General features: G+C 40.3%; 14 protein-coding genes. 8 read left to right on the plus strand and 6 right to left on the minus strand.

The window, feature by feature from the left end; translation table 11 throughout:
- Positions 1–19: 19 nt before the first annotated feature.
- From hisB to I6J03_RS05845, 6 genes are all read right to left on the minus strand, one after another.
- Entirely contained in the window at positions 20–1,159 is a 1,140-nt protein-coding gene (gene hisB, locus I6J03_RS05820) for a bifunctional histidinol-phosphatase/imidazoleglycerol-phosphate dehydratase HisB (RefSeq protein ID WP_003008211.1), read from the minus strand.
- 10 nt (positions 1,160–1,169) lie between these two features.
- Positions 1,170–2,228: a histidinol-phosphate transaminase gene (gene hisC / locus I6J03_RS05825; RefSeq protein ID WP_003008214.1), complete on the minus strand. Its 1,059-nt coding sequence runs from the start codon at positions 2,226–2,228 to the stop codon at positions 1,170–1,172.
- 47 nt (positions 2,229–2,275) lie between these two features.
- Positions 2,276–3,187 carry a ribonuclease Z gene (locus I6J03_RS05830; protein ID WP_003008218.1) on the minus strand — a complete coding sequence of 304 codons (912 nt, stop codon included), beginning with the start codon at positions 3,185–3,187 and terminating at the stop codon, positions 2,276–2,278.
- 3 nt (positions 3,188–3,190) lie between these two features.
- Positions 3,191–3,568: an STAS domain-containing protein gene (locus I6J03_RS05835; protein ID WP_003008221.1), complete on the minus strand. Its 378-nt coding sequence runs from the start codon at positions 3,566–3,568 to the stop codon at positions 3,191–3,193.
- 106 nt (positions 3,569–3,674) lie between these two features.
- On the minus strand, positions 3,675–4,634 hold the full coding sequence (locus tag I6J03_RS05840) for a phosphoribosylaminoimidazolesuccinocarboxamide synthase (RefSeq protein WP_039990198.1): 960 nt from the start codon (positions 4,632–4,634) through the stop codon (positions 3,675–3,677).
- An 89-nt stretch (positions 4,635–4,723) separates the two neighbouring features.
- Entirely contained in the window at positions 4,724–5,698 is a 975-nt protein-coding gene (locus I6J03_RS05845; protein ID WP_003008228.1) for a PhoH family protein, read from the minus strand.
- A gap of 343 nt (positions 5,699–6,041) precedes the next feature.
- Here I6J03_RS05845 and I6J03_RS05850 point away from each other — a divergent pair, with 343 nt between their 5' ends.
- The 8 genes from I6J03_RS05850 (at position 6,042) to I6J03_RS05885 (ending at position 12,492) form a co-directional block, all read left to right on the plus strand.
- Positions 6,042–6,827 (plus strand): SAM hydrolase/SAM-dependent halogenase family protein, encoded by a 786-nt coding sequence (locus I6J03_RS05850; protein ID WP_003008231.1) that lies wholly within the window; start codon positions 6,042–6,044, stop codon positions 6,825–6,827.
- 58 nt (positions 6,828–6,885) lie between these two features.
- Positions 6,886–7,437 carry a hypothetical protein gene (locus tag I6J03_RS05855; protein WP_201694219.1) on the plus strand — a complete coding sequence of 184 codons (552 nt, stop codon included), beginning with the start codon at positions 6,886–6,888 and terminating at the stop codon, positions 7,435–7,437.
- 60 nt (positions 7,438–7,497) lie between these two features.
- Positions 7,498–9,333 carry an ABC transporter ATP-binding protein gene (locus I6J03_RS05860; protein WP_003008238.1) on the plus strand — a complete coding sequence of 612 codons (1,836 nt, stop codon included), beginning with the start codon at positions 7,498–7,500 and terminating at the stop codon, positions 9,331–9,333.
- 97 nt (positions 9,334–9,430) lie between these two features.
- Complete coding sequence (locus I6J03_RS05865; protein ID WP_003008241.1) at positions 9,431–9,772, plus strand: YtxH domain-containing protein; 342 nt, start codon at positions 9,431–9,433, stop codon at positions 9,770–9,772.
- A gap of 71 nt (positions 9,773–9,843) precedes the next feature.
- Positions 9,844–10,503 carry a heme exporter protein CcmB gene (locus I6J03_RS05870; protein ID WP_003008244.1) on the plus strand — a complete coding sequence of 220 codons (660 nt, stop codon included), beginning with the start codon at positions 9,844–9,846 and terminating at the stop codon, positions 10,501–10,503.
- Between the two features lie 24 nt (positions 10,504–10,527).
- Positions 10,528–11,199, plus strand: coding sequence for a cytochrome c biogenesis protein CcsA (gene ccsA, locus I6J03_RS05875; protein ID WP_002997194.1), 672 nt, complete (start codon positions 10,528–10,530; stop codon positions 11,197–11,199).
- A 15-nt stretch (positions 11,200–11,214) separates the two neighbouring features.
- Complete coding sequence (locus I6J03_RS05880; protein ID WP_003008246.1) at positions 11,215–11,427, plus strand: CcmD family protein; 213 nt, start codon at positions 11,215–11,217, stop codon at positions 11,425–11,427.
- Between the two features lie 81 nt (positions 11,428–11,508).
- On the plus strand, positions 11,509–12,492 hold the full coding sequence (locus I6J03_RS05885) for a DUF6427 family protein (RefSeq protein ID WP_003008249.1): 984 nt from the start codon (positions 11,509–11,511) through the stop codon (positions 12,490–12,492).
- The last annotated feature ends 310 nt before the right edge of the window (positions 12,493–12,802 follow it).

Consider the following 12,802-nt stretch of genomic DNA (forward strand, 5'->3'; position numbering starts at 1 on the left):
ATCTTTTTATTTTATAATTCTACAAAACACCTTTAGTGCTTGGTAGCTGCATGTTATCCGCATCACGACGCACCGCTTTTTTGATTGATTTAGCAAATGCCTTGAAGATGGCTTCGATCTTGTGATGCTCGTTCTCACCTTCGGCTTTGATATTGAGATTAGATCTGGACGCATCAGAGAATGACTTGAAGAAATGGAAAAACATTTCTGTAGGCATGTCACCTATTTTCTCTCTGTTGAATGTAGCGTCCCACACAATCCAGTTGCGTCCTCCAAAATCCAGCGCCACCTGCGCAAGACAGTCATCCATGGGCAAAGTGTAGGAATATCGTTCAATACCGCGCTTATCACCCAAAACCTTTAAAAAGACTTCCCCCAAAGCAATCCCTGTATCTTCTATCGTATGATGTTCATCTATATGCAGATCGCCTTTTGCTTTTACAGTAAGGTCAATTGCTCCGTGACGGGCAATCTGATCCAGCATGTGATCAAAAAATGGCAATCCGGTATCAATATCTGATTTACCTGATCCATCCAGATTGAGATGGATATAAATATCCGTTTCATTCGTCTTACGATGATGCTCTCCTGTCCTTGAACCTAGCTTCAGAAATTCGTAAATCGCTTTCCAGTCTTTTGTTTCCAAAGCAACTGCACTGGCCTCTATTTGCAGGTTCTCAGTCACACCGAGATTATCATTTGCCCGCAGCCAGATTGCTTTTGCACCCAGATTCTGAGCCAGCTTCACATCATTTACACGATCACCAATCACAAATGAATGCTGCAAATCATACTTCTCCGGATCAAAATAATCCAATAGCATACCAATACCCGGTTTGCGGGTAGCAGCATTCTCGTGTGGGAAAGTACGGTCAATATGTTCTTTTGCAAATACGACTCCTTCTCCGGCAAAAGTATCCGTCACCAGCTGATGTACAGGCCAGAAATTAGCTTCAGGATGAGAATCTGTTCCCAGTCCATCCTGATTGGTCACAAGAACCAGTTCATAATCCAGTTCTTTAGCAATACGGGGAAGATACTGTAATGCTCCGGGATAAAATTTTAATTTGGCAAAAGAGTCAATTTGCTCATCCTCAGGCTCCAGAATCAATGTTCCGTCTCGGTCAATAAATAATACGCGCTTGATATGGTTTGGCATGATAATATAATTAGCCTGCAAAAGCAGTCATTTTTTCTAATAGTATTTTATTCTCTTCAGGAGTACCTACAGTGATACGCAGACAGCCCTCACATAGTTCTACTTTGGAGCGGTCGCGCACAATGATACCGTGCCCTACAAGATAGGTATATAAGCCTCTTGGATCATCCATTCTGACTAAGATAAAATTGGCATCCGACGGAGTAATATACTGTACATATCCGATCTTAACCAGTTCTTTCACCAGCAATTCACGTTCAGCAACGGTCTCTTTGATCCAGGCATTCACCTGATCTACCTGATCCAGCGCTTCCAGTACAATATCTTGCGTAGCCTGATTGATATTATAAGGAGGCTTTATTTTATTGAATACTTCAATAATCTCTTTACTGGCAAAAGCCATTCCAAGACGTAATGCAGCCAGCCCCCAGGCTTTGGAAAGCGTCTGCAGGACAACAAGATTAGGGTACTCAGCAAGTTCCTGTGTAAATGATCGGGTCTGTGAAAAATTGATATATGCCTCATCCACCACTACAATACCATGAAAGTTATTCAGGATCAGCTCGATGTCCTTACGGTTAATAGCATTTCCTGTAGGATTGTTTGGCGAACAAATAAAGATAAGCTTGGTCTGTGCATTTACAGCCTCCTGTATCCCATCCAGATCCAGCTGGTATTCTTTCGTCAGATTGACCTTTTGGAAAGTCACATCATTAATATTGGCAGATACTTCATACATCCCGTAGGTTGGCGGAACAAGAATAACGTTATCTACACCCGGACGGCAAAAGGCCCGGAATAAAATATCGATAGCTTCATCACTTCCGTTTCCTAAAAACATATTTGCTGCAGGAACTCCTTTTATACGCGAAAGTTTATCTTTGACCTGATGTTGCAACGGATCGGGATAACGGTTGTAATTATGATCCAAAGGTGATCCAAAGGCATTTTCATTGGCATCAATCAGTATAGATGCTTCTCCTTTAAATTCATCTCTGGCAGAAGAATAAGGTACGAGATTTTTGATATTATCCCGTAGTAAGTCGGTTAAGTTGAATGGATTATCCATTTAAAAAAAATTAGAGCCGTAAATATGAGGAAAAATTCACAAAAACACTATACAGAAAACCATTTACCTTCAACTGAAAGCTGGGTATTCTTAAAAACGTGCTGTGCTTCCTCCAATAATGGCTGTAATTCACGGTATCTTGCAGAGTAATGTCCCAGAAGCAATTTATGTGCACCTGCTTCCTTCGCAATTTCGGCTGCCTCCTGTGCCGTGGTATGCAATGTTTCTTTGGCCCTGTCGACCATTTCGTGTAAAAAAGTAGATTCGTGATACAACAGATCTACATTGCTGATTGCTGCTAAGTAGTCCGGCACACGTACCGTATCCGAACAATAAGCATAGCTTCTCGACGGTGGCGGCGGTATGGTCAGCTCTGCAGCTTTATATACTTTTCCATCGGGAGCGGTATAATCCAGTCCTCTTTTTATTCCGCCTATGTATTGTTTAGGAATGTTCAGTTGTTCTACCAGCTCTGCTATTATTGCCGGAGAACGCTTTCCTTCATCAAACCGGAATCCTGTACAGGGAATGCGGTGAGTAAGCGGAAACGTACTTACTTTGAAAGCAGTAGTTTCCAGAATGACTTCTTCTTTATCCGGATTGGTAGGGTGAAAGATCAGGTTGTACCGTAGTTGAGTATCCGAATGTCTGAACTGTACATCCAGTATCTCTTTCAGAGGTGCCGGGCCATATAAATGCAGGTCAGACTTGCGGCCAACCAGGTGCATGGAAGACAATAGTCCGACGAGTCCCAGATAATGATCACCATGCAGGTGACTGATAAATATATGACCTATGCGATTGCTACGGATACCGTAGCGGAATAGTTGCATCTGTGTGCCTTCTCCACAATCGATCAGAAAAAACTGTTCATTAAAATTGAGGAGTTGACTCGAAGGATGACGTTCGTACATCGGTGTAGCGGAGCTATTCCCCAAAATCAAAACCTCAAACTTCATGTGCTAATCTTTCTCCCCTCTGTAGTCCATTTCTAATTCATGCGCAAAGATCATATCCTCGGCAATCTTCACGGAATCTACTATAGTCAGTGTCTGATGCAAATGAGACATCTCCAGTACTTCCAGTACTGCTGAGTCTACATTTGCCAAAAGAAACAACCCTCCTATCGTATGACAAAGCCTGTTGGCCAGAATACCTATACGAACACCTTCCTCATCTACGTCACGTACATTCGACAGATCCAACACAATATTGCGTTGGCCGGTAGTATTACGCAATAAAAGTTCAGCTTTCAACTTTGCTGCCTTTTCAGCGTTCAGCACATCCGTTAACGGTTCGATTACAATATATCGGTCATGCTTATCAATTGTATATTTCATAAACCCAATTTTTTACGTTAAAGACTATCCTTCATTTACAGGAATTCCCTTTTACAGCCTGTCACTTTGGTGTGTACCGTGGAGACAGATACCTTTATGTCCAATTTTATTTCCCTGCTTCGGGCAGCGTCTTTAATGCAGTAGAAATATTATGTTCTACTCTACCCAGCACCTCTCCCTCTTTGGGATATTCAAAACGTTCTCCTGTGATATGCTCATATAGTTCAATGTATCGCTCGGAAATAGAATTTACAATTTCATCCGTCATTTCAGGTACCTGCTGCCCGTCTTTTCCCTGAAAACCATTCTCAATCAACCATTTCCGAACAAATTCTTTGGACAATTGCTTTTGCGGCTCACCGTTTGACTGACGGTCTTCATATCCATCAGCATAAAAATATCTGGAAGAATCCGGTGTATGGATCTCGTCTATAAGATAAATAACGCCGTCACGTTTACCAAACTCATACTTGGTATCCACCAGAATCAGACCTCTTTCTTTTGCGATCTCCGTACCACGCTGAAACAGAGCTTTCGTATATTTTTCAAGCTGGATATAATCTTCCTCACTTACAATACCTTTTTTCAGAATATCTGCACGGGAGATATCTTCATCATGACCTACTGCAGCTTTTGTGGTCGGCGTAATGATGGGCTCGGGAAGCTTATCATTTTCTTTAAGTCCTTCAACTAGTTTCTCTCCGCACACTTCTCTTCTGCCGGCACTATATTCACGCCATGCATGTCCCGAAAGGTATCCTCTGATCACCATCTCTACTTTGAATGGCTCACACATCTTACCAATCGTCACACTGGGATCCGGTACTTCTACCACCCAGTTAGGCAAAATATCTTCTGTAGCTTTTAAAAACTTCGCCGCTATTTGATTCAGCACCTGACCTTTATAAGGTATAGCACGAGGCAATACAACATCAAATGCAGATATACGATCTGTGGCAACCATTGCCAGATAACGATCTGCAATCGTATATACATCACGTACCTTACCTCTGTAAAAAGCAGTTTGGTTTTCGAAATTAAAATTTGTTTCTCTTATTGCGTTCATTTCAAAATAAAAATTCATAAGTAAAAATAGCAGCGTTAAACTGCCTCAGTAATCTCTTTCAGCAAACGATACCAGCTGACAGACAATTACTAAATATCTCCGTATGCCTCTAATATACGTTTCACCAGTTTATGTCTAACGACATCTCCCCCGCTCAGATAAATCATATCTATCCCCTCTATTCCTTCCAGCAATTTCACCGCTGTAGATAATCCGGATTGATTTTTCTTCGGAAGGTCAATCTGTGTCATATCACCGGTCACAATAAATTTGGCCGTAGGACCCATCCGCGTCAGAAACATCTTCAGCTGCATATCCGTAGCATTCTGTGCTTCATCCAGAATCACAAAACAATTATCAAGAGTACGCCCGCGCATAAAAGCCAGAGGCGCCACTTCAATAGTCCGGTTTTCAAGATATCCCTTCAGCTTTTCAGCAGGAATCATATCATCCAGTGCATCATACAGAGGTCTCAGATAAGGATCTACTTTTTCCTTCAGATCGCCGGGAAGAAAACCCAGATTTTCCCCCGCTTCTACTGCAGGTCGTGTCAGGATGATACGCTTGATCTCTTTGTTGCGCAACGCACGAACAGCAAGAGCAACAGCCGTATAAGTCTTCCCGGTTCCGGCAGGACCTATTGCAAATAAGATATCATTCTTGGAAATACTGTCCACCATTCTACGCTGATTAAGCGTACGTGCCCGTACAATTATTCCATTAGGACCATACACAATAGGCTCTCCGCTAAAAGCCGGTGCACCTTCTTGTTTCTTTTCCGAACCGTCAGCCTTTTTCTCCGCCACAGGATGTTTTACGCCTATGATTTCTTCCAGATCCAATACAGACAGACTATGAAATCGTTCCATGTGAGACAAGATCTGATCAAATGCGCCTTTAAAATGTTGCTGTTCCTGTTCTTCTCCCAATACTTTCAGTTCATTTCCTCTGGCTACCATTCTGATCTTCGGAAATTGCTTCTTAATGTATTCAAAATTCTCATTTTGAGTCCCCCACAGAGTGACCAAATTGACTTCCTCAAGTGTTATCAGTAATTCGTTCAAATTAATATATTTTTCATGTAACCATAGAAAATAAAGACGCAGGCATACAATCCTTATTTCGCACTAAATGTACTAATTTTTTGCGGGCATAGTATGCAAAATACATTCAAAAACTTCGATATTTTTTTAGTATTTTGCAAATGATCAATCAAAAGTACAAACTATCTGTACCATTTAAAAAAAGATAAAGATTAATTGATTCTAAACTATGATTCCAGTAAATAACTCTTACTTTTGTAGTCCTTATCGAAAAAATATTTCGATTCAACAGATGTCGCGAGCTATTTTTGGGAAGGCCGCCAAGATCAGGATAAATTAGAGACAAAATACGTTTTGCGGTTATATGGGTGTTATTACTTTAACAACGGACTTAGGATATCAAGATTTTTACCAAGCTGCTTTGAAGGGGAGTATAATCTCTCAGCTTCCTGATGTTCGTATTGTAGATATTACCCACGAAATCCCGTCCTTCAATGTACAGCATGCTGCTTTCGTTTTAAAGAATGCCTATCACTATTTCCCTAAGAACACAGTGCATCTCATCGGGATTGACACCGTCTTTCAGGAGGACTCCAGATACATTGCCATGAAGTACAACGGGCACTTCTTTGTCGGGGCAGATAATGGTATCTTCAGCATTATATTGGGAGAAAATCAGGCAGAAGAAGTGGTAGAGCTGGATATTATGCAGGATCTGAGATACCTCCACTTTCCGTTGGCGGATATCCTCACCAAAGCAACCTGTCATATTGCCAAAGGAGGAAAGATGAGCGAGATTGGCATCCCTATAGACAAACCGATAGAAAAAGCTACTTTTCAACCTATCTTTGACCAGAATTCAATCAAGGGACATGTCTCTTATATCGACTCTTTCGGAAATGTGATCAGCAATATCAGCAAAGATTTATTCAACAAAATACAAGCTGGCCGCGGATTTACGTTATACTTTAAACGTAATGAGACCATCGACAAAATGAGCTGGCATTATAATGAAGTTTCCGAGGGAGAGAAGCTATGTCTATTCGGGATCAGCAACTTTCTGGAGATAGCGATCAACAAAGGAAATGCTAGTCAGCTCCTGGGATTATCTCAGGATGAAGCGATCCGGGTTGAGTTTCACAAGCCGTAACATGCACTAACACCTGGATTACAGTACGTTTTTTCAAATCCGAAAAATAGAATAATACATGAAAATAAAACACCTCATTTTTTATGTTGCTCTATTGCTGGCCTATGTACCGGCTGTACATGCACAACAGATCTCTTCAGATACGCTTTCTTATGAAATACAACGTAAGAAAGTAAATGAACTGCTTCACAACCGTAGTGTCAAATTCGGAGAATACGATGTAAGCCTTCAGAAAAAAACCGGAATATTCGGACTCTTTAAGTCTAAGGGGGATATGCAGAAGTCTATCGATATCCTGAAAGAAATAGTCACCACAGACAACAATATCTTTATCGAGACCAAAAGGCTTTTGGATTTGAAAGATTTTGAAAGAGAGAAATTTCAGAAACTGGCTACTGAGTATGACGGACAGGTCACGGCCTATATGAATACCATCAACAAACTGCAGAATGAAAATGAAGCACTGAAGAAACAAATGGATAGCCTGGAAAACAGTGATCACAGTGGAAACATTCTGCTTTATCTGGCTATTGCCGTTATTTTTGGCCTCATTTTCTTCCTTTATAAACTCTATAAGCAGGTTCAACAACAAAAAGTGACGAAAGCGTGATATGCTCACACAATAATATGGCTACTTTTGCAAATAGATTTTTTTTATAGGCAATAGAAAATGGCGAGAGCGAGATTGAACAGCGGTAATACGCAATCTGAAGATTTACCCAAGCCCAAACTAAACAAAGAGTTACTACACAAGGCAAGCAAAATCTTTTCGTATATCAAACCATACCGTGTAAAATTCGGCTTTGGTATGGCTTTTTTAATTATTTCAAGTTTGACAATGCTCACCTTTCCGGCGTTGTTAGGTGCAATGATTGATGCTGCTCAAGGAAAAAAAACTTACCCCTGGCTGCACAATAACATTGCCTATATAGGAGGTATCAGTTTTTCGATTCTTTTCATTCAATCTATCATATCCTTTTTCAGAATACGTTTATTTGTTGAAATAGCAGAAAAAGCATTAGCCAATATCCGTCGTGATACCTATAACAAGTTAATTACCCTTCCGATAGAATTTTTTGCAAACCGCCGGGTAGGTGAACTTAACAGTCGTCTTTCCTCCGACCTGGCACAAATACAGGACACCATGACAACGACACTGGCCGAGACCCTGCGCCAGGTTATCAGTCTGGCCTTCGGAGTAGTACTTCTGATTGCAGTATCACCTAAGTTAGCATTGATGAATCTTTGCATTCTGCCGATTCTGGTTGTTACCGCATTAATATTCGGACGTTTTATCCGTAATTTTTCCCGTCAGGCACAGGATCAGCTGGCAGACTCCAACAGTATAGTGCAGGAGACATTATTAGGCATCAGCAATGTGAAAGCTTTTGTCAATGAGTATTATGAGACAAAAAGGTACTCCGGCAAGCTGGATGCGGTAATCGGTCTTGCTGTAAAAGGTGCTACTTACCGCGGCATGTTTGCATCTTTCATTATTTTCTGCATTTTCGGAGCCGTGATTGCGGTGATATGGTATGGTGCCTCATTAGTTTCTGCAGGAGAAATTTCAGTAGGAGATCTGACAACTTATATTCTTTATTCTATGTTTGTGGCAGGTTCCATGGGAAGTTTCCCGGAGTTGTACGCTAATATTCAACGGTCATTGGGTGCAAGCGAACGTGTCATCGAAATCCTGAATGAAAAACAGGAAGATATCACGCTAAGTGAAGAAAACAAAACGATCAAAAGACAGATTGACGGTCATCTGACCTTCAGGAATGTAGCATTTACCTATCCGGGACGTAAAGACAATCAGATCCTTAAGGATATCTCTTTTGATGCCAATTCCGGCGAGAAAATTGCCATCGTCGGGCCAAGCGGAACGGGTAAATCAACGATAGCTTCACTGATCCTTCAGTTTTACAGTCCCGACAGTGGCCAGATCCTCTATGATGGCGTGCCATCTAAAGATTATTTACTGACTGACATCCGTAATCAGGTCGCCATAGTGCCTCAGGATGTGCTTTTATTCGGAGGCACCATCCGAGAAAATATCGGTTACGGTAAGCTGGATGCGGATGCTGAAGAGATTATCAAAGCAGCAAGAAGAGCAAATGCACATAATTTTATAATGGAATTTCCGGAAGGATATGATACCCTTGTGGGCGAACGTGGAGTAAAACTTTCAGGCGGTCAGCGCCAGCGTATAGCTATTGCGCGTGCATTATTAAAAGATCCGGCCATACTCATACTGGACGAAGCCACTTCAGCATTAGATTCAGAATCCGAAAGACTGGTACAGACAGCCTTAGAAGAGCTTATGAAAAACAGAACCTCCATCATTATTGCACACCGCCTTTCAACGGTAATCAATGCTGACAGGATCATTGTTGTCGAAGATGGAATCGTATCTGACATGGGTAATCATGTGGAACTTATGAGCAAAGGTTCAGGACTTTACCATCACCTGTATTCCTTACAGTCCTCCCAAAAAGAGCAACTGTAAAAAAATGTTAATTTTTTATGTGTCGAAACTTTTTGGTGTAGCTATTGTTAATACCTATAGATAACAATAGAGTTGACAACATTAAAAACATGAAATCATGAAAAATAAAAATGGTATTTTGGCATTTGCATTATTAGGATTAGCAGCAGGTACAGCAGCTTACTATTTATTAGCAACAGAGGATGGAAAGAAACAGATGGATCGTGCGAATGACGGCATCAAAAGTTTGACAAAATCCCTAAAAGATCTTTCTAAAAAAGAGGCTAAACGTGCTTCTAAATTTGCACAATCTGCAAAAGATGAAATCATGGAACTGAAAGGTAAAGCTAAAGATTTAGGTAAAGATCTGGCAGAAAAAGCAAGTAGTGCAGCGCACAACATGGCGAATAAAGTTGATGAAGGAGCTTCAAAAGCAAAATCCAATATCGACAACGCATAATCTGATATAGCCTCAGGCTATAATTGTTTCGCTACACTATTCACATTCGATTTTTAGTATCTTTGTAGCGAATGAATTTGTTTCAACAAGTTAAGACTTTAGTATATAAAGATGTACTGTTAGAATGGCGTTCCAAATACGCTATCAATGGCATCTTACTCTACGTGGTATCTACGGTTTTTGTCTGTTATCAGGCATTTACAGCCGTAGATCCCATTGTTTGGAATGCACTTTTCTGGATTATTATGCTTTTTGCATCTATTAATGCCATCAGCAGAAGTTTTGTACAGGAAAGCACCAGCCGTCAGCTTTATTATTACTCCATAGTTGACGCCAAAGCAATCATTCTTTCCAAGATTATTTACAACACACTGGTCATGATCCTGTTGTCTGCAATAGCGTTCAGTGTATATTCTATAATCTTCCGCAATCCGCTTGCAGATCCCCTCTTCTATTTTATTTCGGTTATACTGGGTAGCATCAGCTTTGCATCCGTATTTACGATGGTGTCAGGCATCAGTTCCAAAGCAGGTAACAACAGTACCTTGATGGCTATCCTTAGTTTCCCTGTAATCATCCCGCTGTTACTGGTTCTCATACGTTTGTCAAAAAATGCAATGGACGGCCTGGAAAGAAGCGAGAGTTTGGATCATATTGTAGTATTACTTGCGATTAATGTGATAACTGTTACGATTTCTTTATTGTTATTTCCTTACCTTTGGAGAGATTAAAATAGTACAAAATTTAGAATTGAAATGAGAAAAAATTGGTGGAAAATCCTTGCCGTAGTTTTAGTAGCAGCATCCATCGTTGCAGGATTAATTGGCCCCGTCCCTACTCTCCCAATACTCCATGAAAGCATCCGAAATGTATATTTCCATGTGCCGATGTGGTTTGCGATGCTCACCCTCTACCTTATCTCTGTCATTTATAGTGTCAAATACCTCAATTCAGGAAATATGAAATACGACCTGATTGCTGTAGAAGCAGTGAATACGGGCATTATTTTTTGCTTTCTGGGATTAGGAACCGGTATGTTATGGGCAAATATCACGTGGGGAGATCCATGGCCTAAAGATCCTAAATTAAACAGTTCGGCCATTGCTACGCTCATGTATCTGGCGTATCTTGTGCTTAGGAATGCACTTGACGAGGAACAAAAAAGAGCTAAAATATCCGCTATATACAACATCTTTGCCTTTCCGGTCATGATCGTTTTGCTATATGTGTTACCCAGACTTACAGATTCACTGCATCCCGGAAACGGAGGTAATTCAACATTCAGTGACATAGATCTGGATAACAACCTGAGACCAGTCTTGTATGCAGCCGGTCTTGGATGGAGTCTGATCGGTGTATGGATCGGATCACTCCGTTACAGAGCAAGACTAATCGAACGGGAACAATTTAACAATGAAATTAATTAATCGATAGTAAGGATCATGAAACAAACTATTCTATCTATATTCTTCATGTTGTGCACGTCATTGTATGCTTCAGCACAAGGTGAAATCGAAATGGCTACAGGACTGAGAAGCTCCGGAAAAATCTGGGTTGTAGTCTTAGTTCTGCTTCTTATTTTTCTAGGGGTAGCAGCCTATCTCTTTATGCTGGATAAAAGAATTAGCAAATTAGAGAAAAATACTAAAAAGTAATCTCTTCAGGGCGTTTACAAATAAAAGTCAACGCCCTGAATCAACAAGACGAAGCGCCAAATATAAAAGAGATCCGGATCAATGATCATCAATCAGTTCAGAAAATTTACACCTATTAACATAGTATTACTTGCGGTAATCGGCCTCGGGTTATGTCTTGGTGTATTTCTTCATCTGCCGGATGAACTCACTCCCATGCTCTTTGAGCCTGCGCTCAACAATCTATTAGGCTTACAATTCGGACTGACGCTGGCACCGCAATCCAATGTGCTGACTACCCTTGCACTTACCTTGGTACAGGCATTTTTACTCAACAGGCTCATGAATAACTTCAATTTTCTGGGCAAACCGAGTTTTGTGACCGCATTAATGTATATGACACTGGCCAGTCTGTTCATTCCTTTTTTAGTCCTGTCTCCCACACTCATCTGTAACTTTATATCTATCTGGATGCTTAGCAAATTGTTTAACATCTACCACCATCAGGATATCAAAGGAATCATGTTTGATCTGGGTATGATTGTCGGAATCGGAAGTCTGGTATACTTTCCGTTTATTGTAATGTTCATCCTCTTATGGATAAGTCTGATTATTTTCAGAACCTTCAACTGGAGAGAATGGATAGCTACACTCTTGGGATTATGTACCGTATATTTTATTATCGGAGTTATTTATTACTGGCTGGGGCATATAGATCAGTTTTTCGGAATATTCAAACCGTTTACGAATTCCTTTCCCAAGTCCTTACATATGGACTTTCATGATTATCTCGTACTGGTACCGATTATTTTTGCTTTAATACTCTTTTTACTCATCCTGAAAGATCAGTTTTTCAAGAGTATAGTCCATGTAAGGAAATCCTTCCAGTTGCTGTTTTTCATGCTACTTTTGGCTATCGGATCTTTTTACCTTAATCCGATCATTTCTGAAAGTCACTTTTTACTTTGCGCTCCGCCGATTACCATTTATTTAGCTTACTATTTTACTTACGCCAAAAATAAATGGATATATGAGTCTCTTTATGCGATCATTATCTTAGCAATTATCTACTTTCAGTTTATGTAAAAAACTGAAAATAAGAGCTTTAACCTTTTTTAACAAATAGAACTTACGGAATAATCAAAAAATAGATAGTTTTGTAACTGAAAAAATCAGGATACTGCTGACATTCAAGCAGCAATATATCGGGATTTGATCACTGAAAAAACAAAAATTGTTGTTAAACATAAGCACGGATATGTATCTCAAAACCTTATATTCGGATCAACACAAAGTTGCCAGTAAAGGTCTTGCTTTTTGTTTAATATATGATCGTCTTTTCGAAGATAACAGAGTTTCCTGTTTAGGCACTCTGAACAAGCGTGTTGCAGACAGT

The organism is Sphingobacterium spiritivorum, assembly GCF_016724845.1.
GTDB lineage: Bacteria > Bacteroidota > Bacteroidia > Sphingobacteriales > Sphingobacteriaceae > Sphingobacterium > Sphingobacterium spiritivorum_A.